Raw genomic sequence first — 26,054 nt, 5'->3', positions numbered from 1 at the left:
GGATTCGTCGGCAGCGTCAGATGTGTATAAGAGACAGCCCTGGCGGCGTGGGGCTTTGGCTGGGTGGTGCCGGCCGCGGCGGGGCTCGCCGTGGGGCTCGCGCTGCACGTGGCGCGTGCGCGCGGCCGCGGCAACGTGCCGTCATTGTGAGAGGCCCGGCTTTCGGGCGGCGGGGGCGGCTCTTCTCGTACAATACGATGGTTACGCCATCTAAGGAGAATGCATGCCAAGCCTGTCCGACCAGATCGCATCGCGGCGAACGTTCGCCATCATCAGTCACCCCGACGCGGGCAAGACCACCCTCACCGAGAAGCTGCTGCTGTACACCGGCAGCATTCAGACCGCAGGCTCGGTGAAGGGCAAGGCGAGCGCGCGCCACGCCGTGTCCGACTGGATGGACATCGAGAAGGAGCGCGGCATCTCGGTCACGTCGTCCGTGCTGCAGTTCACGTACGAGGGCAAATGCGTGAACATTCTTGACACCCCCGGCCACCAGGACTTCTCTGAGGACACGTACCGCACGCTCATGGCGGCGGACGCCGCGGTCATGGTGATCGACGGCGCAAAGGGCGTCGAGGCCCAGACGAAGAAGCTCTTCAAGGTCTGCACGCTGCGCCACATCCCCATCTTCACGTTCATAAACAAGCTGGACCACGACACCCGCGACCCCTTCGACCTCACGGAGGAGATCGAGACGGTGCTGGGCATCGGCACGTACCCCATGAACTGGCCCATCGGCAGCGGCCGCAACTTCCGCGGCGTGTTCGACCGCAACTCTCGCCGCGTGATCGCGTTCGAGGGCGACGGCCACGCCAACGCCACGAAGAAGGTGAGCGAGATCGAGGCCGAGCTGGGCGATCCCGCGCTGGACGAGCTCATCGGCGAGGAGAACCACCGCACCCTGATGGACGACATCGAGCTCTTGGACGGTGCCGACAACGAGTTCGACCTCGAGGCCGTCCGCACCGGCCGCCTGACGCCCGTGTTCTTTGGGTCGGCGCTCACGAACTTTGGCGTGGAGCCGTTCCTGAAGGACTTCCTGCGCCTTGCACCGGAGCCCCTGGCGTACACGGACGTCCTTACGGGCGAGAAGGTCGAGCCCTCCCGGCCCGAGTTCAGCGGCTTCGTGTTCAAGATCCAGGCGAACATGGACCGCCACCACCGCGACCGCATTGCGTTCGTGCGCATCTGCTCTGGCAAGTTCGAGCGCGGCATGAGCGCCTACCACGTGCAGGGCGACCGCACCATCAAGCTCGCGACCGGCACCTCGATGATGGCGGACGACCGCGCCATCGTGGACGAGGCGTACGCCGGCGACATCGTGGGCCTGTTCGACCCGGGCATCTTCTCCATTGGCGACACCGTGTGCGCCGGGAAGCCCCACGTGCAGTTTCCCCAGATCCCCACGTTCGCGCCGGAGCACTTCGCGCGCATCACGCAGGTCGACACCCTCAAGCGCAAGCAGTTCATCAAGGGCGTGGAGGAGCTTGCCCAGGAGGGCGCCATCCAGATCTTCCGCGAGCTTGGCATGGGAATGGAGAGCGTGATCGTCGGCGTCGTGGGCGTGCTGCAGCTCGACGTGCTGGAGCGCCGCCTGAAGAGCGAGTACGGCGTCGCCGTGAGCCGCCACCCGCTGCCGTACCACGAGATCCGCTGGATCATGAACAAGCCGGACGAGCTGGACATGGCGAGCCTGAACCTCTCGCGCGACACCGGTCGCGTGGAGGACATGCGCGGCGGCCGCCTGCTGCTGTTCACGAACGAGTTCAACGTGAACTGGGCGGAGGAGCGCAATCCCGAGCTCAAGCTGTCCGAGTTTGGAAACGTCACGTTCTAGGGGCGCCTGGCGGCCGCGCCGCCCGCGTCCTTCTCGCCCACGTCGTAAGGAGCCGCCATGCCAAGCCTGCTGGTCCTCGTACCGTTTTGCGACGAGCACGTCGCGGCGCTTAGGCGCGCGGCGGGTCCCGGCTGGACGGTGGAGCGCCACGGCCCGGCGGACGCGTCCACGCCGACGGCCGCATGCTCCGGCCGCTACGACCTTTCGGACGACGCGCTGGTGGAAGCCCTCGTGCGGGCGGACGTCGTGATAGGCGAGCCCGCGCCCGCCCTGCTGCGCCGCGCGGCGGACGCCGGCTCGCGCCTGCGCCTGGTGCAGATGACGTGGGCCGGGACGGACAAGTACACCAGGAGCGACGTCGCCTTTCCGGCCGGCGTGAGCCTGTGCTGTGCCGTCGGCGGCTTTGGCCAGCTCATATCGCAGTACGTCGTGGCGCAGGTGCTTGGCCTCATGCAGAACCTGCCGGCGTACCGCGACGAGCAGCGCCTGCACCGCTGGCGCGACCTTGGGCCCGTCGGCTCGCTCGACGGCGCCCGCGTCCTCGTGTTTGGCGCGGGGAACATCGGCGGCTGGGTCGCGCGGCGCCTGCGCGGCTTCGACTGCGAGGTCACCGGCGTCTGCCGCGACGCGTCGCGCCCGCGTCCGGGCTTCGACCGCCTGGTCACGCTCGACGCGGCCGAGGGGGAGCTCGCGAGGGCCGACGTGGTGGTGGGCGCGCTTCCCAACAACGACGCCACGGCAGGCTGGCTGGACGGGCGTCGCCTGCGCCTGATGCGCCCGGGCGCCGTGCTCGTGAACGTGGGCCGCGGCAACTTCGTCGACTGCGACGCCCTTGCCGGCGTGCTCGCGGCCGGGGGCATCCGCGGCGCCGCGCTCGATGTCACGTCGCCGGAGCCGCTGCCCGCGGACCATCCGCTCTGGTCGGAGCCCCGCTGCGCCATCACGCCGCACGTGTCCGGCGGCTCGTTCGGCCGCCACCGCCAGACGGAGGACAACATCTGCGCCATCTGCTGCGACAACCTGCGCGCGCTGCGCACGGGCGCCGCGCTCAGGAACCTGGTGCCCGCATCCGCGTTCGACATCGAGCCACGCTAGTGCCGTGCCGGGGCGGCGCACCGGCCGACCCCACTTCCGGCCAATCCCATTTCGCATATCGCGTTATGCGACGTGGGGTCGATTTGCGTTTGCGCAGGTAGGAGCGTTTTGCTGCCCATCGCATAACGCGATATGCGATCGCGTGTGCCACGGAGGCGCGTGGCCAGCGGCCTTGGCAGCGCCGTCCTCGCGTCACAACTCGAAACACCACAACAAGCTGCCCGAAACCTCGCGTGTCACCTTACGCAACCACGCGCGCCTAGAATGGCCGCAAAAGACGCGCCCGCGCCCCGCCTCGCCCGCGCGCGGCCCCGCACACGCAAGGAAGGACCTGACGCCATGCCCCTGGACAGCTTTAGCCTCTACGCACCCACCCGCGTCCTGTTTGGCCCCGGCCAGCTCGCTCACCTGCACGAGCAGGCCATGCCGGGCAAGACGGCCATGCTCGTCATATCCAACGGCCGCTCCACGCGCGCGAACGGCTACCTCGACCGAACGGCGCACGAGCTCGCGGAGGCCGGCGTGAAGACGGTGCTGTTCGACCGCGTCGGCGCGAACCCCACCAAGGAGGTGGTGGAGGAGGGCGCGGCGCTCGCCCGCAGGTGCCAGGTCGACTTCGTGGTCGCGCTCGGCGGCGGGTCGGTGATGGACGCCGCGAAGGTGATGGCGCTCCTTGCACCGCAGCCCTCCGGCGACCTGTGGGACTACGCCACGGGAAGCACCGGCCGGCACCTGCCGCTCGAGCGGCCCTGCCTGCCGTGGGTCGCCGTCACCACAACGGCGGGCACGGGGTCCGAGGTCGACGCCATCGGCGTGGTGTCCAAGCTGGATACGCACGAGAAGATCGGCATCGGCGCGCCTGACAACTTCGCCCGGATCGCGGTCGTCGACCCTGAGCTCATGCTGAGCGTGCCGCCCAAGTTCACGGCGTACCAGGGCTTCGACGCGCTGTTCCACAACATGGAGGGCTACATCAGCACCAAGACCAACCTGTTTGGCCAGATGGTGCAGCTCGAGGCCATCAGGAGCATCGGCGCGTGGCTGCCCGCGGCCGTGCGCGACGGCGCAAACCTCGAGGCGCGCACGCACGTGGCGTACGCCAACACCATGGGCGGCTACTCCATGGTGGTCTCGTCCAACTGCTCGCAGCACTCCATGGAGCACGCCATGAGCGCCTTCCACCCAAGGCTCCCGCACGGCGCCGGCCTCACCATGCTGAGCCTGGCGTACTTTGGCTTTTGGGCCGAGCGCCACGTGTGCGACGACCGCCTGGTGGCGATGGCGCGCGCCCTGGGCCGCACGGACGCCACGCGCCCGGAGGAGCTTGTGGACGCCCTGCACGACCTGCAGGTGGCGTGCGGCGTGGACGACCTGCGCATGAGCGACTACGGCTTTGCGGGCACGCACGACGAGGCCCTGCTGCTTGCCCGCACCGCGCGCGAGACCATGGCCAGGCTCTTCATGGCAGACCCCGCCCCCACGACGGACGAGGACATCGCATCCATATATATGAAGAGCTTCCGCTAGGGGGCTCCCGCCGGGCGTGCTCCCGTCGGGCAGGCTCCCACCGGGCGAGAAGTGCCTCCGCCGCGGCCGATGCCGCCCCCCGCGCGGCGCCGCCCGCGGGCCCCAAGGGCTATCATGGGACGCGACGACATCGACGAAGAGGTGGCTTTTTGGAGCGAGAAGAGCTGAGGTCGCTGCTTGCGGCCGTGGCGGCGGGCGGTCTGTCCGTGGACGACGCGTGCGCGCGCCTGGGCGAGGCGCAGCTGGCGGGCCCCGGGTTCCGGGACCTGGGCTTTGCGAAGCCGGACGTGGGCCGTGGCGTGCGCCAGGGCGTGTCCGAGGTGATCTACGGCGCCGGCAAGACGGCGGGGCAGATCGCGGGCATCATGCGCGAGCTCGTGCGCTCCGGACAAAAGCGCGTGATCGTGACGCGCCTGGACCCGCAGAAGAGCGACGACCTGCGCGCGCTCCTCATGGCGCAGGGGCTGCGGATGGTGACGGGCTACCGCTACCACGAGGTCGCGCGCATGGGCACGTGGGGCGAGCCGCCCGCGCCCAGCGGCCACGGCTACGTGCTCGTGGCGTGCGCCGGCACCAGCGACCTCTACTGCGCGGAGGAGGCGGCCCTCACGGCAACGATGCTGGGCAGCGAGGTGCGCCGCGCCTACGACGTGGGCGTCGCGGGCATCCACCGCCTGCTCGCCCAGGCGGACCTCATCCAGCGGGCGTCCGTGATCGTGGCCGTCGCCGGCATGGAGGGCGCGCTTGCGAGCGTGGTGGGCGGCCTTGCGGCGTGCCCCGTGATCGCGTGCCCCACGAGCGTGGGCTACGGCGCGTCGCTCGGCGGCGTCTCCGCCCTGCTCAGCATGCTCAACTCCTGCGCAAGCGGCGTGTCCGTCGTGAACATCGATAACGGCTTTGGGGCCGGCTACCAGGCCAGCCTCATCAACCACGTGGGGAGGTAGCGATGCCAAAGTCTCCCATCGCGCCGCGCGGCGCCACGGCGCCTGCCGCGCAGACCCTGTACCTGGAGTGCGAAAGCGGCATAAGCGGCGACATGGTGGTCGCCGCCCTGCTTGACCTTGGCGCGGACGAGAAGGCCATGCGCTCCGCGCTCGCGAGCCTGCCCCTGGACGGCTACAAGATCCGCGTGACGCGCAAGGTGGCGAACGGGATAGACTGCTGCGACTTCGACGTGGTGCTGGATGCGGCCCACGAGAACCACGACCACGACATGGCGTACCTGTACGGCGACCTGGACGGCGCGCACGAGCGCGGGCACGTGCACGGCGAGCACCACCACGAGCACCACCACGAGCACCGCACGCTCGCGGACGTGCTGCGCGTGGTGGACGCCGGCAGCCTGACGCCGGGCGCGAGCGCCATCGCGCATCGCACGTTCGACATCCTGGCCGCGGCGGAGGCGAAGGCGCACGGCGTGCCAGAAGGCGAGGTCCACTTTCACGAGGTGGGCGCCGTCGACTCCATCGTGGACGTCGTGGCCGCGGCCGTGTGCATGGACTCGCTGGGGCCGGCAGACGTCGTGGTGGGGCCGCTGGCAGAGGGGCACGGCCGCGTGCGCACGCAGCACGGTGTGCTGCCCGTGCCGGTGCCGGCCGTGGTGAACATAGCCGCGGCGTGCGGCCTGACGCTCGCGCCGCGCGACGCAAAGGGCGAGCTCGTGACGCCCACGGGCGCGGCGATCGCGGCGGCCGCCCGCACGGCGGGGGCGCTGCCTGCGGCGTATGCCGTGCGGTCCGTGGGCTACGGCTGCGGCAAGCGCGCGTACGAGCCGCGCAGCATGGTGCGGGCGATGCTTCTGGAGGCGCGCGACGCCGCGCCCGCTGCGGCCGGCGGCATGCCGGCGGGTGCGGGCGTGCTCGTGAAGCTCGAGACCGAGGTGGACGACTGCACGGGCGAGGCTCTCGGCAACGCGCTGGGCATGCTCTTCTCGGCCGGCGCGCGCGAGGCCCACTACGTGCCCGTGTACATGAAGAAGAACCGCCCGGCGTACCAGGTGGAGGTGCTGTGCACGCAGGATTTGGTGCCCGCGATGGAGCGCATCCTGTTTGAGCAGACCACCACCATCGGCGTGCGCCGGCACCCGGTGGAGCGCACGGCCCTGCCGCGTCGCATGGCAGAGGTGCAGACGCCGCTGGGGACGGCGCGCGTCAAGGTCGTGACGCTGCCCTCGGGCGCGGAGCGCGCCTACCCGGAGCACGACTCCGTCGTGGCGCTTGCGGAGGCCGCCGGCGTGCCGTACCAAGAGGCGTATCGCGTGGTGCTCGCGGCCGCGCCGGCGGGGGAGTAGCGATGGCGCTCGACCTTCCGGACGGCCTTGCGCTCGAGCGCGTGGACGGCGCGCTGACCCTGGTGGCAACAGACGGCCTTTCCATGTGCGGCGACTTCACGCGCGAGCTCAGGCGCCTGCGCCCGGCGAACGTGTCGCGCGAGCTGCTGGTGCGCGCCGCGCGCGTGCGAGGCTGCGACCACCCGCGCGCCGTGGACGCCACGGCCGGCATGGGCGAGGACTCGCTGCTTTTGGCCGCGGCGGGCTTCGACGTGACGCTGTACGAGCACGACGCCGTGATCGCCGCGCTGCTTGCGGACGCCCTGGAGCGCGCGGCCGCCGTGCCGGAGCTTTCGCCCGTGGTGGCGCGCATGACGCTGGTTCGCGGCGACAGCGTGGCGGCGTTGCGCGCGCTTGCGGACGCGGACGCCTCCGCCCGCCCGGACGTGGTGCTGCTTGACCCCATGTTCCCCGAGCGCCGTAAGAGCGCCTCCGTAAAGAAGAAGGCCCAACTGCTGCAGCGGCTGCAGACGCCCGAGAAGGACGAGGCGTCCATGCTCCGGGCGGCCATTGGGGCGCGGCCGCGCAAGGTGGTCGTGAAGCGCCCGCTCAAGGGTCCGTTCTTGGCCGGGGTAAAGCCGGCGTACCAGATTGCGGGAAAGGCCGTGCGCTACGACGTTCTGGTGCCGGCTCAGCTGTAGGTCGCGCCAAAGAAGCCTCGTGGACTTCGCAACGATGCAAAAGAGAAGGCCATCCCACGCGGATCGCAGCCGTGGGATGGCCTTTGAGGTTGGGGATCGTGAGGGCGGTGCCCGCTCGGGGGTGGGAGGGACCTCCTACACGGCGTGTATGCGCTTCTCGTCGTAGCGCTCCGCGCAGTGGGGTGTGACCGTGCCGTCCGGATGCCCCACCGCGACCATGCAGAACGGCGTGAGGTCCTGCGGCAGATCAAGCGCGGCAGCGACCTTCTCCTCGCGCTCGCGCACGGGGTGGACGCCCATCCACACGGCGCCAAGCCCCAGGTCGACGGCCTCGAGCAGCAGGTTCTGCACCGCGGCGGCCATGTCGAGCGGCGCGCACTCTGGGAAGCGCACGTTCTGCCTGAAGCACGGCACGATCACGAGTGGCGCGCCGGCTGCGGGTGCGGCGTACGGAGAGGCCTGCGCAAGGGACGCGCGGACGTCCTCGCTTGATACGAGGTAGAACTCCCACGGCTGCTGGTTGCCTGCCGAGGGCGCCGCCATCGCGGCGTGGAGAAGAGCCTCCGCCTCGAACGACGTGACCTTCTCGCCCGTGAAGCGCCTGACGCTCGCGCGCCGGTACATGGTGTCGAGGGCGCCCACGCTACTCTCCGTCCTCGGGGTAGTCGTCGTCCTCCGGGACGTAGTCCGTCAGGCACGCGTCCAGCTTTGCGACGATGTCGTCCTTGTCCATGTGGCGGCCGATGATGCAGAGCTTGTTCTCGCGGTCGCCCACCTCGGGGTCCCAGCCGTCCATAATCTCCGGGCTTTCAGCGATGATGCGCTTGAACTCCTCCTCCGGGGCCGTGGCGACCCAGAGGCCGCTCTCGTTCAGGCGAACCTGGTGGCCGGCCTGCTCGAACACGTAGCACATGTCGGGGTTCTGCTGCGCCCAGAACGTGCCCTTCGTGCGGATGATCTCGTCCGGGAAGTTCTGCAGCAGCTCGTTGAACTTGTCCACGTCAAACGGCTTGCGGCGGTGGTACACGAACGTCTCGATGTCGTACTCCAGGACCTCCGGGTCCTCGTGCTCCTCCGGGTGCTCCATCGCGTCGATCCACGCGGCCGAGCCGTAGGCGCGCTCGAAGCTGAAGCGGCCGGTGTTGAGGATCTGGTCCATGGGGACCTCGCCGTTTTCCGCCTCGACGATGACGGCGTCCTTCTGCAGGCTGCGGACGATGGCCTTGAGCTCCGCGATCTGGTCGGGGTTCACGAGGTCGGTCTTGTTGAGGACCAGCGTGGAGCAGAACTCGATCTGCTGGATGAGCAGCGACTCGATGTCGTCCTCGTCGATGTCGTCCTCGAGCAGGTCCTTGCCGCCGTTGAACTCGTCGTACATGCGCGCGCAGTCGACGACGGCCACGATGTTGTCCAGGTCGAGCGGGGCGTTGCCCTCGTACTTGGACTGGTCGCAGAACGCGCTGATGGTGTAGGCGATGGGGATGGGCTCGCAGATTCCGGACGCCTCGATGATGATGTAGTCGAAGTCGCCGGAGGCCGCGATGCCGCCCAGCTGCTTCGCGAGGTCGTCGGAAAGCGTGCAGCAGATGCAGCCGTTCGTGAGCGGGATGAGGCTGTCGGTCTGGTTGAGGCCGCCCTCCTTGATGAGGCTCGCGTCCACGTTGACCTCGCCGATGTCGTTCACGATCACGGCGGCGCGGATGCCCTGGTCGTTTGCCAGGATGTTGTTGAGCATGGTGGTCTTGCCGGCGCCCAGGTAGCCGGTGAGCATCACGATCTTGACGGGTTTGGACTGGGGCATGTGCCCTCCTCGCTTGGGCCCGGCGGCGCCGGGCGGTTTGTTGTCGGTTGCAGTCTAGGGGTTCGTACCCAAAAGGGCGGCCTCGCATGGTGGTTTCACGTTCAATACACGTAACCACCTGCGCCGCGCGCGTGGGCGCCGGCCCGCCTCGTATATAGTTTCCTCAACGGCAGGGCGGCGGGCCGTCCTTCTTCCGGCATGCCGACAAAACGCGTGGGAGGTCCCTTGGAGCAGTTCGAGTTCATATTGGTGGTGCTTGCGTGCGTGGGGCTGTCCTCGGTCCTGGACCACGTGGTGGAGAAGGTCTCGCTTCCCGTGCTGCAGGTGATCTTGAGCCTGGCCGCGTCCGTGCTGGTGCCCGGCGTGCGCGAGGCGCGGGTGGAGTCCGAGCTCTTCCTGGTGCTGTTCATAGCGCCGTTGCTGTTTAACGAGACCCGCGAGGTGGACCCGCGCCGCCTGTGGCAGAGCCGCGGCGACATACTGTCGCTCGCGGTGGGGCTGGTGGTGGCGAGCGTGCTCGCGGTGGGTTACGTGCTGCACTGGCTGGTGCCGAGCATCCCGCTTGCCGCGGCGTTCGCCCTGGGCGGGGCCCTGGGCCCCACGGACGCCGCTGCGGTGACGGCGCTGAAGTCTTCCGTGAACCTGAGCGACCGGCAGACGACGCTCCTCTCGGGCGAGTCGCTCATAAACGACGCGTCCGGCGTCGTCGCGTTCCAGTTTGCCGTCGCGGCCGCGGTGACCGGGTCCTTCTCGCTCGCGAGCGCCGCCGGGACGTTTCTGGTGCTGTTTGCGGGCGGCATCGCGGCGGGCGCGCTGCTTGGGGTGGCGCTCTCTGCCGTCATCAGGCTGCTGGAGGACCTTGGCCTGGAGGACGTGACGTCGCACGCGCTGTACGAGCTGCTGGCGCCGTTTCTGGTGTACCTGGTGGCGGAGGCGCTGCACGTGAGCGGGATACTGGCAGTGGTGGCCGCCGGCATCGTTATGGCTGCGTCGCGTCCGCGCTTTCACTCCACGTTCGAGGCGCGCAGGTCGCTGGTGTCCGGCTCGCTGTGGTCCGTCGTGTCGTTCCTTATAAACGGCACCGTCTTCGTGCTGCTGGGCATGCAGCTGCCGCACGTGGCGGCGCCGGGCCTTGCGGACGGGCTTGTTCCCGCGCAGGTGCTGGGCGTGATCCTGGCCGTCGCGGCCACGAGCGTGCTGTGCCGCCTGCTATGGGTGTACGCGCTTGAGGTTGCGCACCGCAGGCGCGGCGAAAGCCTGTGCGGCCGCAGCGGGTCCGCGCTGCACGACGCGCTGGTGACGACCGTCGCGGGCGCGAAGGGCGCCGTGACGCTCTCCATTGCGATGACGCTGCCTGCGACCGTGGAGGGCGGCGCGCCGTTTGTGGGACGCGACCTTCTGGTGACGCTTGCGGCCGGCGTGATCCTTGTGACGCTTCTGGCCGCGGACGCCGCGCTGCCGCGCCTGGCCCCGCAGCCGGCGGACGACGGCTCGCTTGGGCGGGAGCGCAGGCGCGCCACCATGGCTGTGCTTGAGGGGACCGCGGCGGAGCTCGCGCGCATGCTGGAGGAGGAGCCGGACGCCGACCACGCACCGGCCGTGCGCTTCGTGCTCGACCGCTACCAGATGCGCATGGCGACGGAGCGGCTGGAAGACGCGGACGTGGCGGACGCGAACCGCGCCGTGGAGCGCGAGGAGTTTCGCCGGCAGGCGCAGACGCTCAACCGGCTGCACGCGCGCCACGTGCGGACGCGCTCAGAGCAGGACTGGAAGGAGCACGTACGCTGGCTGCGCTTCGTGCGGCACCTGGTTGGCTACCAGGGGCGCATGGAGGGCGTGGTGCCGCGTGGGCACGCGCTGGGCGCGGCCGCGGCGACGCTCGTGCGGCGATCCGCGCACGTGGCGCGTCCGGACGGGCGTCCGGACGACGAGGAGTTCGCGCGCGTGTTTGGCCAGGCCTGCATCTATGCGATTGAGCTGGAGTACGCGAGCCTGGACTACTTTGACGAGGTGATTGCCACGGGCGACGCGGCGCAGGCAAAGGCGGCGCGCATTCGCAGGGACACGCACGAGCAGCTGCTGCGCTCGCTGTGGAGCTGGCTCAACTACGGTCGCGACGTGCCCGTGGACTCCGACGAGGCGTACGCGCTGCCGTACAATCTGCTTACGCACGAGTTTGCGCCGCGCTTTGGCGAGCACCTTGCGAAGGCCCGCGAGTACGCCCGCGACGTGGACGCGACGGCGCTGAGGATAGAGCTGGACGTGATAGCACGCCTTCAGGCGGAGGGGCAGGTGTCCCGGCACGTGGCGGGCGAGCTGCGCGAGGACGTGTACCTGCTGCAGATGAGCGAGGAATAGGGGAGAAGGGCATGGCGTTTGCGGATCTGGCGCTTCGGCGCTGCAGCATAAGGAAGTACTCGGAGCGACCGGTGGAGCAGGGCAAGCTCGACCAGGTTCTGGAGGCGGCGCGCGTGGCGCCCACCGCGAAGAACCTGCAGCCGTGGCGCGTGCACGCGCTGCGGAGCCCGGAGGCGCTTGCCGCGTTTGACGAGCTGACGACCATGCGCTTTGGCGCGCCCGTGGTGCTGGTCTTCACCTACGACGTGGACGAGGACTGGAAGAACCCCCTGGAGGAGGGCATCCACTCTGGTCAGCAGGACGTGAGCATAGCGGCGACGTACGCCATGCTGCAGGCGACGGAGCTGGGGCTGGGTACGTGCTGGTGCAACTACCTGCCAAACGCGCGCGTCGCCGCGATGCTGGGACTGCCGAAGTCGGAGCGCGTGGTGCTTGCGCTGGACGTGGGCTATCCCGCGGCGGAGGCGCACCCGGCGCACCTGCACTGGAAGCGGAAGCCCCTGGAAGACCTGGTGGACTACCGATAGGGTGCAGCCCCGTCCTTTAGGGTGCCGTCCCGGTGTCGAGCGGGCGCCGATGGCGGAGGCCGTTCTTCTCGCCGGGGCGACGGCCGTTTTTGGGGGATGACGTGACGATCTTGCTGGCTTTTGCCCTGGTGGCGACCGGTGCCGTGCTTCAGGCGCTGTTTGTGCGGGCGGACCGTGCGGGCGCGTATGGGCGCGCCGCGGTGCTTAAGGGCTGTGCGGCGCTGGCGTTTGTGCTGGTGGGCGGCCTGGGACTGAGGGCCGAGCTCGCGCTCGCCGGCCGCGATGCGGCGCGCGTGGCGCCGGCCGCGTCCATGTGCCTGGGGCTTGCGCTGGGCGCGGTGGGCGACGTGCTGCATGCGCTGCGCTTTGTGCTGCCGTCGCGCAAGAGGCTGCTGTTCAACGTGGGCGCGGTGACGTTCTTGCTCGGCCACCTTGCATACCTGGCGGCCGTGGTGCCGGCGTGCGGCTGCCGCACGTGGGGCGCGGCGGCCTCCGTGGCTCTTGCGTTTGCGGTGGACGCGGCCGTGCTGCCAAGGATCCGCGTGCAGAGCGCGGCGGAGCTTGCGGCGGGCGGCGCATACCTTGCGGTGACGTCCGCCGTGGTGGGCTTTACCGCGGCGGGGGCGGTCGCCGGCGTCCCTGGTGGGGCGACGGCCGCGGTGGGCGCGGCTGCGTGGCCGGGTACCGCCGCATCGTGGCTGGCGCTTGCCGTGGGGACGGCGGCGTTTCTCGCCTCCGACGTGATGCTGGCCGTGAACACGTTTGGCGGCCTGGACAGCCCTCGCCTGCGCGCGACGAGCTTGGGCACGTACTACGCGGGGCAGTCGCTCATCGCGCTGAGCCTGGTGCTTGCGGCGTAGCGCACCCGGCGCGGTTGCGCTACAGTACGCTGTGGCAATGGCATGGAGGTGGCCGCAATGGACGTGAGGGTTCTGGAGCTTGTGGACGGCGCGCGTAAGGCGCGGGGGCTCACGGTGGTGATCGACGTGTTCCGCGCGTTCACGCTGGAGTGCTACCTGTTTGCGCAGGGTGCTAAGAAGATCTATCCCATCGGGTCCGTGGAAGAGGCGCGCGCCCTGAAGGCGGCGCACCCCGACTGGCTGTGCTTTGGCGAGCGCGGCGGCTGGCAGGTGGAGGGATTCGACTTTGGCAACTCTCCATCGCAGGTGGCGGGCGTGGACCTGACGGGCAGGACGTGCATCCACACCACGAGCGCCGGCACGCAGGGCATCGTGAACGCGACGGGTGCGGACGAGATCGTGACGGGGAGCCTTGCGAACGCGCGCGCCGTCGCCACGTACATCGGGCGCCGCGACCCGCGCGAGGTCTCCATCGTGGCGATGGGGACGGCTGGCGTCACGAGCGCGGACGAGGACGTGCTGTGCGCACGCTACATAGAGGAGCTGCTGAAGGGGCAGGGCGACGGCTTCGATGTCGCGGCGAAGGCCGCGGCGCTGCGCGACGGCGCGGGCGCGAAGTTCTTCGACCCCGAGCAGCCCCAGTACCCCGCGGCGGACTTTCCGTACTGCGTGGACTGCGACCGCTTTGACTTTGTGATCCGCGTGGGCAAGGACGGCGACGGCCGGCTGGTGAACACGCGGCTTGACCTGTAGGGGCGGGCGCCGGCGTGCGGCGCGGCGTCGGTGCTGGTGCTGCCGGCGGCGCGGGCGGCGGCCGTCGGTGCACGTGAGCCCCGAGTCGACACGCCCGTACACGTCGCGGCCGAGTTTCCTGGGAGCGTGCAAGCTCGCGGCAGACGTGTACCGGGCCGGTACACATGGGCGCGCTTTTGACGAGAATTCGCAAACTCGGGTCAGACGAGTGCCATCATTTGTTGAACCATGTCAGGAACTGTCAGACGTGTACCGGGTCGTTCGTTAAGACTTTGATCGCGCAGCTCATCTACCTCATGTTATGTGGGATTAGACTAATTCCTCATGGTACACGTCTGGCCCGAGTTTGCATTTTCCGGTACACATGGGCGAGTTCCTGCCATGGTTTGATTTCTTATGGCACACGTCGGCCGCGAGTTTGCGGGATCCCGTGCGTTTCTGCCACACGTGTACCGGCGGGGCGTGCCCCCCGTACACATGAGGCCCGAGTTTGCAGGCCTCCCGCGAACTCGGGCCAGGCGTGTACCGCGGGGGCACCTTCCGGTACTCGTCTGGCCCGAGTTTCGTGCAACCGTGCAAACTCGGCACAGGTGTGTACCGGCTCTGGGCGCCACTCGTACTCGTGAGGCCCGAGTTTACGGACCCGCTGCAAACTCGCGGTAGAAGTGTACCGGCTCCGGGCGCCGCCCGTACTCGTGGGGCCCGAGTTTACGCCGCCCCTGCAAACTCGGCCCAGGAGTGTACCGGCGCCGGGCGCCCCGGCACATGTGGGAACCTATGCTGTTGGCCGTGTTCTCTGCCTCGTCATCCCATGGGCGGAAAACCCTCGCGCGATTTCTTTGCGAGCAGCTGGGGAATGCGACCGGTCGCATCTCACTTGCTGGTCAATCGCTCCGACTCCCCGTCCGAAGCTATTCGCACGGCTCGCGATCGAGCCGGATGGCGCTACGGTCGGCAAGGCTCGGCCAATCGCCGCCCAGCCAGACGCTCGACTCGCCAGGCCCCAGCACGAGTGGCATGCGGTTGTGCACGGACGCGACGCTTGCGTTTGGCTCCGTCGTGACCACGGAGAAGCGCTCGCCCTGCCGCACGCACGCGATGAGGAAGATGCGATGCCCGGCCAGCCGGAACGCCACCTGCGGGCGGCGGCCGCGCCTGCCCGGAGCGTCGCCATCCGCGCTGGTACGCGGGGCACCTGGCTGGGTCCACCACTCAAAGAACGCGCGAACGGGCACGATGCAGCGTCCGTGCTCGATGGGCTCCGCCCACATGCCACGTCCGTCCGTCGCCTGACGTAGCGCCGTCTCTATCCGGGTGTTGAACACCGTGCGTCCGCCTTGTGCGGGGGAGGGAAAGCCCCACGTCAGCTGTGCGGCAGAAAGAGACCCGTCGTCGCTGGGGACGAAGAGCGGAACCTGCGAGCCGGGGTACGCGTCCGGCACCACGATGGAGGGGTCGCGCCGCGGTACGTGCGCGCGGCCTGTGACCTGCATGTACTTGAGTCCCTCCTGCAGCTCGCGCAAAAGCAGCGGGGACATCCTGTGGCACATGGCGAGCCTACCTGTCGCCGTGGGTAGGCGTGTTGACTGCGCCGTCCGCGTTGCCCGCGTGCCTGCGGGCGCGGCGCTCGCTCTCGACGCGCGCGACGGCACGGCGCAGGCGCGCGGCCCCCTCCTCGCGGCGCTCGTTGGTGTAGCTGCGGATGCTCTTGAGCGTGCGGCGCTGCACCAGCGACATTTCCTCCGCGGTGCGGTGCGCGGCCGCCTCCAGATCGGCGCCCAGCGGGCGGCGGCCAGAGGCAAGGTCGTCCACGGCCGTCTCCATCACGGCGTCGAAGTCCGCGCGGCTGCGCTCCACGCGCTGCGTCACGTCCGTGAGGGCAGAGAGCGTCAGCGCGAGGTCCGCGCTCATGAGGCCCACGGTGAGAAGAGCGAGGACCTCCCAGGCCGTAAGTGGCAGCGAGACCGAGGCGCCTCCCAGCAGCGGGCACACGAAGTAGTACAGCAGCGTGCCCACAGCGCCGAAGCAGAGCGCGAACGGCAGACAAATGCGGCCGTTGAGGTTGAGCGGAACGTTGGAGTAGTCCCACCAGCGCGCGTGGAAGCACTTCTCCAGCACGTAGGAGGTGGTGTACTCCAGCACGGCGCTGCCGACGGTGGCACATAGGAACACCTGCCACCACGGCACGTTGGAGCTCGTCACGCCAGAGGAGCCAAGGGCCTGCGCCACGATGAGAAGCGCCGAAACGCCAAAGCCGTAGATGGGGCACACCGGCCCAAAGAGGAACCCGCGGTTGTCCCAGCGCTTGGTGCGGATGGCGCAGTAGGTGCACTCGTACACCCAGCCCAGGACGCTGAACAGGCCAAACCATGCCACGTAGCTGCAGATGTCCATGCGGCCCCCTAGGAGCGGTCCTCGGGCGCGGCGGGCGCGGTGGCCGGTGCGCCAAGCGGGGCGGGCGCGGGGGCGCCGTGGGCCTCGGCCGAAAGCGCCTGGCGCAGGCGCTCGTAGTGCAGGAACACGCCCTGGCGCGCAAGCTCGTCCACCTCGGCGCGGGTGGCCAGGCGGCAACCTATGGCCTCGCGCTGCTGCAGGCGTACGTCCCCCTCGTCAAAGTCCAGGTGGAAGTGGTAGATGTCCACGATGTAGTTGTCGCCGCGCGTGAGGTCCACGTTGCGGTAGCGCCACACGGGCGCGAGCGGCTCCGCGGAAACGTCGAGTCCCGTCTCCTCGCGCACCTCGCGCACGACGGCCGCGGCCGATGCCTCGCCGGCCATCACGCCGCCGCCGGTGACCTCCCACCAGCCGGCCGCCCAGCGCTTGTCGCGCGCACGCTGCGTGATGAGGTAGCGACCGGACGCGTTCTCGATGATGGCGAGCACGTACAGCATGTACTCGCCCTCGTGCAGGAACGACCCCTTGCGCGCCATGGTGCGGCCGGTGGGCCTTCCGTCCTCGTCGTAGATGTCGATACGCTCTTCCACGCTCTTCTCGCCTTCGCCGTGCGTTGCCCGTGGCCGGCCGCGCGGGCGGCCACGCCTGTCTGACCAGACATTCTACACTGCGGACGCGCGACGCACGCGGGCAAGAAGCGCACGCGGGCGAGAAGGACGCGCCCTTCTCGCCCGTGGCGTCGCCTAGTGGTGGAACAGCCTCATGTGGGTGAAGCACATGGCCATGCCGTACTTGTCGGCCGTCTCGATCACGTTGTCGTCGCGGATGGAGCCACCGGGCTCCGCGATGTAGCTGACGCCGGACTTGTGCGCGCGCTCCACGTTGTCGCCAAACGGGAAGAACGCGTCGGAGCCCAGGGTCACGCCGGTCTGCGTGGCGATCCAGGCGGCCTTCTCCTCGCGGGTCAGGACCTCCGGCTTCTTGGCAAACCACTTCTGCCACTCGCCCTCGGCCAGGACGTCGTCGTGCTCGTCGCTTATGTAGACGTCGATCGCGTTATCGCGGTTGGCGCGGCGGATGCCGTCCACAAACTTGAGGCCCAGGACCTTGGGGTGCTGGCGCAGGTACCAGGTGTCTGCCTTGTTGCCGGCAAGGCGCGTGCAGTGGACGCGGCTCTGCTGGCCGGCGCCCACGCCGATGGCCTGGCCGTCCTTCACGTAGCACACGGAGTTGGACTGCGTGTACTTAAGGGTGATGAGGCTCACGATCATGTCGATCTTCGCGTCCTCGGGGATGTCCCTGTTCTTGGTGACGACGTCCGTGAGCAGGTCCTTGTTGATGTGGAAGAAGTTGTGGCCCTGCTCGAAGGTGATGCCGAAGACGTCCTTCGTCTCGGTGGGGGCGCACTCGTAGGTGGGGTCGATCTGGACCACGTTGTAGGTGCCCTTCTTCTTCTGGGCAAGGATCTCGAGCGCCTCGGGGCTGTAGCCCGGCGCGATGATGCCGTCGGACACCTCGTGCTTGATGTAGCGCGCCGTGCGGGCGTCGCACGGCTCGGAAAGCGCCGCCCAGTCGCCGTACGAGCTCATGCGGTCCGCGCCGCGTGCGCGGATGTACGCGCACGCGATGGGCGAGAGCTCGCCCTCGTCGTCCACGAAGTAGATCTTCTTGTCGGTCTCGGAAAGCGGCTTGCCCACGGCGGCGCCGGCGGGGCTCACGTGCTTGAACGACGCGGCGGCCGGCATGCCGGTCTCGCGCGAGAGCTCGCGCACCAGCTGCCAAGAGTTGAGCGCGTCCAGGAAGTTGATGTAGCCGGGGCGGCCCTGCAGCACCTTGACGGGCAGGTCCGAGCCGTCCTTCATGAAGATGCGCGCGGGCTTCTGGTTGGGGTTCATGCCGTACTTGAGCTGCAGCTCGTTCATGGTGTTCCTCTCGTTGTGGGGTTGTGCGCCGGCAGGCGCGGGTGCGTCCGGCCGGGCGCGGTGCGGGCCTTGCGTGCGGGGGCTAGTCGCCTAGGTTCTTGTTGAACAGGCGGACGTCGCCGCCCACGTTTGTGTACAGGCTCACCTTGTTGTCCGCGTTCAACGCGGCCCAGACCTCGTCCGGCTCTGGCATGGTCACCTCGACGGGCTCGCCGGCAAAGCTGGGCAGCGGATTGCCGTCGCCCTGGTACGTGCTGATGAAGTAGCCGCGGCCCTCGTCGGCGCCCTCGTACGAGAAGAACTCGCGCACGCAGCGGCCGCCGTCTGCGCTGCCGTGGTCCTCCGCCTTCAGGATGGACAGCTCGAAGCTGCCGTTCGCGTTCACGATGCAGCTGATGCGCGGGGTGAAGTTGGGACCGTCCGGCTCGAACTTGCGCGCCATGCATCCGTCGCGGAAGCTGTTCTTCTCCACTATGGTGTCCGTCTGGTCGCCGTTGGTGACCACCAGCGCGTCGCCCATGGTGCGCACGGGGTGGTAGATGATGAGGCTGGGGTCCTCGAGCTTCGAGGGGTCGTGCGCCTCGGTCATGATGCCGTCGTCGGTCTTGGTGAAGACGCGGTTGCGGCTGTTGGAGCTGCGCCCCATGATCCAGTAGTAGACGCGGCCCTTGCCCACGACGATGCCGCGGCCGGGGTAGGGGTTGTTGCGCAAAAGCTCGAGCAGGTCCTGCATGGTCTCCCTTTCTCTTGGCGCAGTCCAAGGGAGCCAGCCCCAAAACGCACAAGGGCAAGGCACCCCTTTCGGAATGCGCTTGCCCAGACGGTCGGCGGTTTTGTCTCACGCTGCTTCCCCGTGGTAGCCCACGATTATCCGTCAGTAACAGCGCGTTCTTGCCCACTACTGTAGCACGGTGCCGCGGGGGTTGCGCCGCCGGGCTTGCCGTCGCCTGCGATGTCCCGCGGTTTTTCACGAGGGTGGCGACGCCGCCCGGGTCGCCCCTGCCGGTGATTCCCACTATCTGACAGAAGTGCGATCTGTCAGATAGTGACGCCCCGGGAGGCCCTTTTCCCACGTTTTGTCCCACTTGCGCCGCCACTTTCTGACAGAAGTGCAATCTGTCAGAAAGTGGTTCACACATTGATTCTCTAAAGCGAGAAGGGCGAATCGTCGCGCTGTGCTGACTCAGTCCTTGGTGTGCCAAAAAGAGCTGTCGGTGCGCAAATATCAGCTTTATGGATGCCCTGTGCAAAGCAAAGAGTGTTACAGAAAGACAAAAAAGATGACCAAACGCAAAATAACCGATACATACGCACACGTTTAGCCTACGTTCGCAAATTCTATGCACATTTGTGGCAATTTGAAGCAAACGATGTAAAAGCTGAATGTTTCGCGTCTGAAAAGCGAGCTCGAAAGTCACCAACCACCTCCTGTAAAGTACAAAACAAAAATGATTCTTGTTAAGTGTCAATTAGGTGACGGGGCGTGAGATGAAGCGAAGCAGAAGAAGGCTCCTGGCAGTGCTGGCCATCGCGGCAGTGGCGCTCGTTCTGGTTGCGGCGCGCATCGTGCCGGCAGCGGCGCTCGAGACCTCCGGTGCGGACGTCGCGGCCCAGTCTGAGGCCGGCGAAGCGCTCGGCACGGACGGCCCGGCGACGGGTGCCGCGGGGGATGCCGCGGGCGAGAAGGACGAGGCGGCCGTTGCCGACGCCCAAGGCCAGGAAGACAGCTCCTCCTCAGACGGGGACGCATCCGATGGCCAGGGTGACGCAGCCTCCTCTGCGGGTGCGGGCGCGCTGCTGACGGACCTTGCTGCGACGGATCCCGCGGCTGGCGTCCTGCTGGAGCGCATCCAATACGACCCCAAAACCGATATCCACTGGACATATAGCGTGCCGAATGATGACACTTCAAGGCGAATCATCCTTTATTGCATGAACAACCTGTCCCACTGGCCGCACGATACGGGCTCCTTTACGGCGCCTGACTACTACCAGGGCTACCTCACGAAAGACAAGTTCAAGTCAGAGGCGGAGTACGAGGCCTGCATGAACAAACTGCTGGCCATTCTCTATGCGGGCTATCCGTACAACGGTCTCAACATGTATGAAGTCGTGTCCCAGGCAAAGGGCATCTCGGTGGAGGAGTTCAATGCTCTGTTGGACCCGCCCGCATGGCTGCGGTCCGATTTCGCCAGCAGCCTTGGAGACGCGGTCTTCTCGTACAGCGACTATACGAACAACAACACCGTGAACATCAACAGGCTAATCACGTTCATACAGGACGAATTCGACTATTACCGCACGGGTAGAAAAACTCCGTCAGGCCATACGTCGAATGACATCAGATCCCTTTCGTTCTACCAGGCCGCCCTGTGTCTCGCGTGGGCCGACACATACCAAACAACCCCGCTCGGGATGTATGACTCAGAGCACTCAGGCGAGTACTACGTAACGGAAAAGCAGGCATACGATGCGACACAGTATGCCGTGTGGGCGGTGCTTGGCGACTATGGCATCGAGAACAATAACCTCAAGAGCGACAGTTCTGATGTGCTGGGCAAAAGACTTGCGCTCAAGCTCCTGAACTATGCGACGGCGGACCAGGTCCTGCGCGCCGAGCCCGATGCCGGCGTCGTCAGCATATCCGGCGACGTCGGGTTTGCGTACGACCCGCAGACCGACAAGTGGAAGACCGGGGCCCTCGTGGTGAGCGAGGGGGCAAACTTCAACGGCCGCTATGCGATCACCGTGCCTGCCGGCATCTCCGCGCAGACGGCGAACGGCACACCCGCGTCCGTCGTGACGGCGGGTACGGAGTTCTACCTTGTGGCCGACGCGTATCCCACAAAGGACGTCATGGTCACGGCAAAGGCGACCCTCACGTGGCTGGAGGAGTACCGTCAATACACGCCGAACCCCGAGAACGGCACGGCGTCCGACGGCAAGAAGTTCCAGCACATGATCGGCGCGGTCATCGACACGACGAACGTCTCTGCGTCGACAACCGCGAGGCGCGCGAAGGAGGGCACGCTCGAGGTCAAGAAGACGGTCAAGGGCGAGAAGAACCCCTCCGCGAGCTTCGAGTTCACCGTGACGCTCACGGGCGCTGGCGCGAAGCTCAACGGCACGTACGGCGACATGACATTCAACGACGGCGTGGCGACCTTCTCGCTCGCGGATGGCGCGACAAAGACCGCGCTCCACCTTCCCAACGACACCACGTACGACGTGACGGAAGAGGCGTATGACAACTATGCCGCTGCCAAGGAAGGCGACACCGGGACCATCGAGACTGACAAGACCTCAACTGCGACGTTCACGAACACCAGGCTGTATGGCCTGACGGTGCAGAAGACGGTCGTGGGGAAAGCCGCAGACAAGGACAAGAAGTTCCCCGTCACCATCACGCTGAAGGAGGCGGACGGCAAAGCGGCCTCCGGAAGCTACAAGTACACGGGCTCCGTCGCAAGCGACGCGACCGGCGTGCAGGCGCCTGCGAGCGGCACGCTCAAGTTCGAGGACGGCACCGCAACGGTCAAGCTCGCACACGGTCAGCGCATCACGGTCGCGGGCGTCCCGTCCGGCTACAAATACACAGTGGCCGAGGGTGAGCACGATGGCTACGACGTTTCGTATGGGAGCGAGTCCGGCACACTCGACCATGACGGCGCGAGCGCGACGGTCACGAACAAGCTCCGCACGGGCTCGCTCAAGATTACGAAGCGCGTCAACGGCGAGAAGCACGACCCCAGCCGCAAGTTCACCTTCACGGTGAAGCTCACGGGCGCGGGCGAGAAGATCAACGGCACGTATGGCGACCTCACCTTCAAGGACGGCGTCGCCACGGTGCAGCTGGGCAAGGACGAAAGTGCGACCGCCACGGACCTGCCCGAGGGCACGGGCTACACCGTGACCGAGGAGGTGGCGTCCGGCTACGAGTCCAGCTTTAAGAACGCGACCGGCGCCATCGAGCACAACAAGACCGCCGAGGTCACGTTCACGAACACGCTGCGAACCATCACGCTGCCGCTCACCGGCGAGGGCGGCGTGGGCGCCACGTATGCGATAGGCGCGACGCTGCTTGCGCTTGCGGCCGGATACCTGCACGTTCGCAGGGTGGCCGCCGGGAAGGGGGGCGATGGCCGTGACTAGGAGGATGACTCGTGCGGCCGTGGTCATGCTGGCTGCCCTGGTGGCCGCGACCTTCTCGCTCGCGGCGCCCGGACGGGCGCTTGCGGCAGGGCAGACCGGAAGCCTCGAGGTGAGCGCGACGGACGGCGCGTCGACGGCGCTGAGGGCGTACCAGCTGTTTGACGCGGACGTGAGTGACGGGGCAGACGGCAAGGTGGTCTCGAACGTCGCGTGGGCGAGCGCCGACGCGAAGGCGGCCGTCGAGGGCGCCATTGCGTCCGCGGACGCGTCCTATGCCGGAGCCACCGCCCAGGACGCGGCCGACTGGCTGCACGACCACGTGACGGGCGACGCCGGCGCGGTGCCCTCCGCGGGAAGCGTGCCGGCCGTCGTGGCGGCCAGGCTTGCCGCTGCCGGCGCGGACTTTAGCCCCGTCACGGCGGGCAAGAGCGCGAGGCTTGCCGCGGGCTACTGGCTGGTGATGGGTGACCCCGAAGCTGTGGGCGCCGGCCAGGCCGCCTCCGCCGCGATCCTGGTGGCGGTGGGCGGCGGCAAGGCGACCGCCACCACGAAGGCCGCGGTTCCCACCGTCGAGAAGAGCGTGCTTGAGGACTCGGACGACGTCTGGGGCAAGGTGGCGGACGCCACGGTGGGAGACGCGCTCGACTGGCGCCTGGAGGCGCACGTGCCGGCCATCGCGTTGGCGTACGACAGCTACCACGTGACGTTTCACGACACTCTGGCCGCAGGCATCAGCAAGCCGGAGGACGTGCGCGTCTATGTTGCGTCGTCGGGCGCCGAGGCGTGGCGCAAGGGCGCGGAGCCTGGCGCCGCAAGCGGTTGGGCGAGGCTGGACGCGGGCGAGTTCGCCTGCGACTACGTCGCGGCTGCCGACGGCGCGGCCACGCTGGACGTGAGGGTGACAGACGTGCTGGGCTCTGCGGCGAGGCACGGCGTGAGCGCGGACGGTGGGCTTTCCGTGTTCGTGACGTACGACGCGCCGCTGGACTCCGACGCCGGGCACGGCGCGGCGGGCGGCAACCTGAACGTCACGACCCTGCACTACCCGAGCTCCCCGCATGCGGAGGGGGAGGGCGAGACCACGGAGGCGCGTGCCATCGCGTACTGCTGGGACGTTCGGCTAGTGAAGCGCGACTCCGCGAGCGGCAGGGCGCTTTCCGGCGCGGTGCTGCGCGTGATGGATGACCGCGGACGGCACCTGACCCAGGACGGCACGTGGACCATGGACGACGCGACCGTCACGACGGGAAGCGACGGCACGGTCACGGCCTCCGGCGTGGACGGCGGGACGTTTGCGGTAGAGGAGGTGTCCGCTCCCAAGGGGCACACGCCCTTCTCGGGTATGCGAAGGCTGGTGCTGAAGGTGACGGGCCTCGACGTGGATCAGGTTACCAGCGCACACCCCGTGCTGACCGTGAGCGCACAGAACCCGCTGCGCGCGGACGGCGTTGCGGAGGACACGTCGCTTGCGACCGTGTCCGTGCTGAACGACGGCGTGCCCGGCACGACTGGCGGCAGCACGAATGGCGGCCGCACGATCGGTGGTTTGCTTGGGCTGCCGAAGACCGGCGACACCGCTCCGCTTGCTCTGGCGGCGGCCTTTGCCGTGGCGGGCGTGGCCCTTGTTGCGGCGTCACGCCGGCGCGGAAGGCGCGGGGATCGCAAGTGACGCCGTACACAAATCAGAAGTGAAACCTTGCGGGTGAGAGGCGTCGCCTTCGCCCGCGTGTGAAAGCAGGAAAGCCGACGTTCGACAAAAAACGACGGGCGTCTGACGACAAGGAGAAAAGCATGAACAAGCACACCATCGCACGCGCCGCGGCCTCCGCGGGACTCGCCGTCGCAATGACCCTGGGCTCCGTCGCGCCTGCGACCATGGCGTGGGCGGCCGACGGGGGCACCACGACGACTGCCCCGAAAGACAGCATCACCATCAAGAACGCTACCGGCAACACCACGAGCTTCAAGGGCTACAAGATCTTCGCCGCTACCGTGACCGATGACTCCACGTCTGGAACCGGGAAGAAGGAGTCCGATATCTCCTGGGCCAGCACCGAAATGCAGACCGCGGTCGTGAACTACCTGAATACCCTGAAGGACTCGGATGGCAAAGTCATCTACACGGGGAAGACCGCCCAGGATGCGGCGGACTTCATCTCCAACCACATCACGAGTGACAGCGCCTCGAGCGTCGCTGCCGGCACCGGCACCCGAGTGGACTCCACGACCTTCGCAAACGGCCTCGCCAAGGCCATCGAGGCGGCCGGGCTGACCGCCGACGTTACCGTCTCGCCCAACACGGCAACTACTCCTGCCAGAGGAAACGGCTACTACCTCTTCGTGACCGACCAAGACACCGTGAACGAGGAAACCACCAAGGGCGAGGACGCAACGTCGCCGATCTTTGCCGTGGTTGGCGGCTCCGCGGTGACCGTCACGGAGAAGACCAGCGTCCCCACCGTCGACAAGAAGATTGTCTCCGACGCAACAGGCAAAGAGGGCGACGTGGCAGACTCCCAGCTGGGTCAGAACGTAACCTACAAGCTGTACGGCACCGTGGCCGACAACGTCGCGACGTACGACACCTACTACTACGAGTTCAGCGATAGCATCACCAAGGGCCTTGACCTCAATACGACTTCGGGTTCCACGACCGACAGCCCGAAGTACGACGTCCACGTGACTTTGTACGACAGCACGACCGATGCCCAGAGTGGCACCAACGGAACCGATGTGACTGGCAAGTTCACCACTGCCTACGCCGCGGATGCCGACGCGAGCAACCCGAACGGCCACGTCCTCACTGTGAAGATTGGCAACCTCAAGGGCATGAAGGACTCCGACGGCAACCCCATCAACATCACCAAGGACTCTTGCATCGTCGTGTCCTACACCGCGCATATCAACTCCAGCGCAGTCATCGGCAGCACCGGCAACCCCAACACCGTCAAGCTGGTCTACTCCAGCAACCCGCACACGGAGGACCACGGCGAGACCACGCCCGACACCGTCCGCGACTACACCTACAAGCTCGTGCTCCACAAGGTCGACCGCACGACCGAGAAGGACCTCAAGGGCGCCAAGTTCACCATCCAGGCGACCACGCCCGACGACACCGCGTCCGCGAACAAGTACGTCCAGGAGAACGGCTCCCTGGGCGACACGGCCTACGAGTTTACCACGGACGAAAACGGCCAGATAAGCGTCGAGGGCCTGGACGCCGGCACCTACACCGTGAAAGAGACTACCGCACCGACTGGCTACTCGAAGACCGACGACTTCACCTTCCAGATCAAGCCGACCTACGGCGGCACCGACGGCCAGGAGCTCACGAAGCTCGAGAACGTGCTGACCGCGACCGACTCCGCCATTGCCGGCGACACTGATGGCGACACCTCCGACAACGTTCTTAGGGCAGGTGGTAAGAACGCCGCAGACGCCAACACCGGCACCGTCAAGGTCACCATCGGCGACGTGAAGTCCGTCGGCCTGCCGCTGACCGGCCAGGCGGGCATCGGCGTGACGCTCGCGGCGGGAGGCGCCGTCCTCGCGCTCGGCGTGTACCGCGTCGTGCGCAGCCGCAGGGAGCAGGACGCCGAGTAGCGCGGTCCTGCCACGCCTGTGATTGACGAGATAGGCTCGTCGTATCGCATGTAGGGATGCCTCACAATCTGACGGAATGCATTCGTGTCAGATTGTGGGGCGCTTTCTTGTAGGAGCGGTCATCTGGGAGTCTCCGAGTTGCTCACTTTCCGACAGGAGTGCGACCTGTCAGATAGTGGTGACTCAGAACTTCTCACTATCTGACAGGAACGCGACCTGTCAGATAGTGATTCAACTAGTGATGCACCTACGCAG

At 67.6% G+C, this 26,054-nt stretch carries 20 protein-coding genes and 1 riboswitch; of the genes, 13 read left to right on the top strand and 7 right to left on the bottom strand.

Annotation, left to right across the window (positions count from 1 at the left end; all coding sequences use genetic code 11):
* Positions 1–223 precede the first annotated feature (223 nt).
* From ACTQWE_RS05930 to ACTQWE_RS05905, 6 genes are all read left to right on the top strand, one after another.
* Positions 224–1,837, top strand: coding sequence for a peptide chain release factor 3 (locus ACTQWE_RS05930; protein ID WP_170103713.1), 1,614 nt, complete (start codon positions 224–226; stop codon positions 1,835–1,837).
* A 57-nt stretch (positions 1,838–1,894) separates the two neighbouring features.
* A complete protein-coding gene (locus ACTQWE_RS05925) occupies positions 1,895–2,932 on the top strand; it encodes a D-2-hydroxyacid dehydrogenase (protein WP_441857227.1) in 1,038 nt (345 codons plus the stop codon).
* Positions 2,933–3,271: 339 nt separating this feature from the next.
* The gene (locus ACTQWE_RS05920) at positions 3,272–4,459 is read left to right on the top strand and encodes an iron-containing alcohol dehydrogenase (protein ID WP_441857229.1); all 1,188 of its coding nucleotides are present in this window, start codon (positions 3,272–3,274) and stop codon (positions 4,457–4,459) included.
* A gap of 149 nt (positions 4,460–4,608) precedes the next feature.
* The gene (gene larB, locus ACTQWE_RS05915) at positions 4,609–5,403 is read left to right on the top strand and encodes a nickel pincer cofactor biosynthesis protein LarB (RefSeq protein ID WP_441857231.1); all 795 of its coding nucleotides are present in this window, start codon (positions 4,609–4,611) and stop codon (positions 5,401–5,403) included.
* A 2-nt stretch (positions 5,404–5,405) separates the two neighbouring features.
* Positions 5,406–6,749 carry a nickel pincer cofactor biosynthesis protein LarC gene (gene larC / locus ACTQWE_RS05910; protein WP_441921416.1) on the top strand — a complete coding sequence of 448 codons (1,344 nt, stop codon included), beginning with the start codon at positions 5,406–5,408 and terminating at the stop codon, positions 6,747–6,749.
* A 2-nt stretch (positions 6,750–6,751) separates the two neighbouring features.
* Complete coding sequence (locus ACTQWE_RS05905; protein ID WP_441856510.1) at positions 6,752–7,429, top strand: class I SAM-dependent methyltransferase; 678 nt, start codon at positions 6,752–6,754, stop codon at positions 7,427–7,429.
* Positions 7,430–7,564: 135 nt separating this feature from the next.
* On the opposite strand, the gene ACTQWE_RS05900 is transcribed toward ACTQWE_RS05905, so the two are convergent.
* Both ACTQWE_RS05900 and ACTQWE_RS05895 read right to left on the bottom strand, forming a co-directional pair.
* Positions 7,565–8,071, bottom strand: coding sequence for a nitroreductase family protein (locus ACTQWE_RS05900; RefSeq protein WP_441856508.1), 507 nt, complete (start codon positions 8,069–8,071; stop codon positions 7,565–7,567).
* A gap of 1 nt (position 8,072) precedes the next feature.
* Positions 8,073–9,230, bottom strand: coding sequence for a CobW family GTP-binding protein (locus ACTQWE_RS05895; protein ID WP_441856506.1), 1,158 nt, complete (start codon positions 9,228–9,230; stop codon positions 8,073–8,075).
* Between the two features lie 225 nt (positions 9,231–9,455).
* Here ACTQWE_RS05895 and ACTQWE_RS05890 point away from each other — a divergent pair, with 225 nt between their 5' ends.
* The 4 genes from ACTQWE_RS05890 to ACTQWE_RS05875 all read left to right on the top strand — a co-directional run bounded on the left by ACTQWE_RS05890 (position 9,456) and on the right by ACTQWE_RS05875 (position 13,728).
* Positions 9,456–11,588, top strand: coding sequence for a cation:proton antiporter (locus ACTQWE_RS05890; protein WP_441921414.1), 2,133 nt, complete (start codon positions 9,456–9,458; stop codon positions 11,586–11,588).
* Between the two features lie 11 nt (positions 11,589–11,599).
* Positions 11,600–12,115, top strand: a complete 516-nt coding sequence (locus ACTQWE_RS05885) for a nitroreductase family protein (protein ID WP_441856502.1) — start codon at positions 11,600–11,602, stop codon at positions 12,113–12,115.
* 101 nt (positions 12,116–12,216) lie between these two features.
* A complete protein-coding gene (locus ACTQWE_RS05880; RefSeq protein WP_441856501.1) occupies positions 12,217–12,975 on the top strand; it encodes a lysoplasmalogenase family protein in 759 nt (252 codons plus the stop codon).
* A gap of 57 nt (positions 12,976–13,032) precedes the next feature.
* A complete protein-coding gene (locus tag ACTQWE_RS05875) occupies positions 13,033–13,728 on the top strand; it encodes a 2-phosphosulfolactate phosphatase (RefSeq protein WP_441856499.1) in 696 nt (231 codons plus the stop codon).
* 911 nt (positions 13,729–14,639) lie between these two features.
* On the opposite strand, the gene ACTQWE_RS05870 is transcribed toward ACTQWE_RS05875, so the two are convergent.
* The 5 genes from ACTQWE_RS05870 to ACTQWE_RS05850 form a co-directional block, all read right to left on the bottom strand.
* A complete protein-coding gene (locus tag ACTQWE_RS05870) occupies positions 14,640–15,278 on the bottom strand; it encodes an SOS response-associated peptidase family protein (protein ID WP_441856497.1) in 639 nt (212 codons plus the stop codon).
* Between the two features lie 7 nt (positions 15,279–15,285).
* Positions 15,286–16,122 (bottom strand): putative ABC transporter permease, encoded by an 837-nt coding sequence (locus tag ACTQWE_RS05865; RefSeq protein WP_441856496.1) that lies wholly within the window; start codon positions 16,120–16,122, stop codon positions 15,286–15,288.
* An 8-nt stretch (positions 16,123–16,130) separates the two neighbouring features.
* Positions 16,131–16,712 carry an NUDIX hydrolase gene (locus ACTQWE_RS05860; protein WP_441856494.1) on the bottom strand — a complete coding sequence of 194 codons (582 nt, stop codon included), beginning with the start codon at positions 16,710–16,712 and terminating at the stop codon, positions 16,131–16,133.
* Between the two features lie 153 nt (positions 16,713–16,865).
* The gene (locus ACTQWE_RS05855) at positions 16,866–18,044 is read right to left on the bottom strand and encodes a phosphoribosylaminoimidazolecarboxamide formyltransferase (protein ID WP_441856492.1); all 1,179 of its coding nucleotides are present in this window, start codon (positions 18,042–18,044) and stop codon (positions 16,866–16,868) included.
* Positions 18,045–18,126: 82 nt separating this feature from the next.
* A complete protein-coding gene (locus ACTQWE_RS05850; protein ID WP_441856490.1) occupies positions 18,127–18,777 on the bottom strand; it encodes an IMP cyclohydrolase in 651 nt (216 codons plus the stop codon).
* Between the two features lie 74 nt (positions 18,778–18,851).
* A riboswitch (ZMP/ZTP riboswitch) is annotated at positions 18,852–18,936 on the bottom strand.
* Between the two features lie 596 nt (positions 18,937–19,532).
* Between ACTQWE_RS05850 and ACTQWE_RS05845 the strand changes: the two genes are divergently transcribed.
* The 3 genes from ACTQWE_RS05845 to ACTQWE_RS05835 all read left to right on the top strand — a co-directional run bounded on the left by ACTQWE_RS05845 (position 19,533) and on the right by ACTQWE_RS05835 (position 25,799).
* The gene (locus tag ACTQWE_RS05845) at positions 19,533–22,196 is read left to right on the top strand and encodes a DUF7601 domain-containing protein (RefSeq protein ID WP_441856488.1); all 2,664 of its coding nucleotides are present in this window, start codon (positions 19,533–19,535) and stop codon (positions 22,194–22,196) included.
* The gene (locus ACTQWE_RS05840) at positions 22,183–23,865 is read left to right on the top strand and encodes an isopeptide-forming domain-containing fimbrial protein (RefSeq protein ID WP_441856486.1); all 1,683 of its coding nucleotides are present in this window, start codon (positions 22,183–22,185) and stop codon (positions 23,863–23,865) included. Before ACTQWE_RS05845 ends, ACTQWE_RS05840 begins: the two co-directional genes overlap by 14 nt.
* 122 nt (positions 23,866–23,987) lie before the next feature.
* Positions 23,988–25,799, top strand: coding sequence for a SpaA isopeptide-forming pilin-related protein (locus ACTQWE_RS05835; RefSeq protein WP_441856484.1), 1,812 nt, complete (start codon positions 23,988–23,990; stop codon positions 25,797–25,799).
* Positions 25,800–26,054: the final 255 nt, after the last annotated feature.

It is taken from the genome of Parafannyhessea sp. LCP19S3_B1 (assembly GCF_052121955.1).
Taxonomy (GTDB): domain Bacteria; phylum Actinomycetota; class Coriobacteriia; order Coriobacteriales; family Atopobiaceae; genus Parafannyhessea.
The sequence above is the reverse complement of the archived record's forward strand: the minus strand, read 5'-3'. Positions and strand labels throughout refer to the sequence as shown.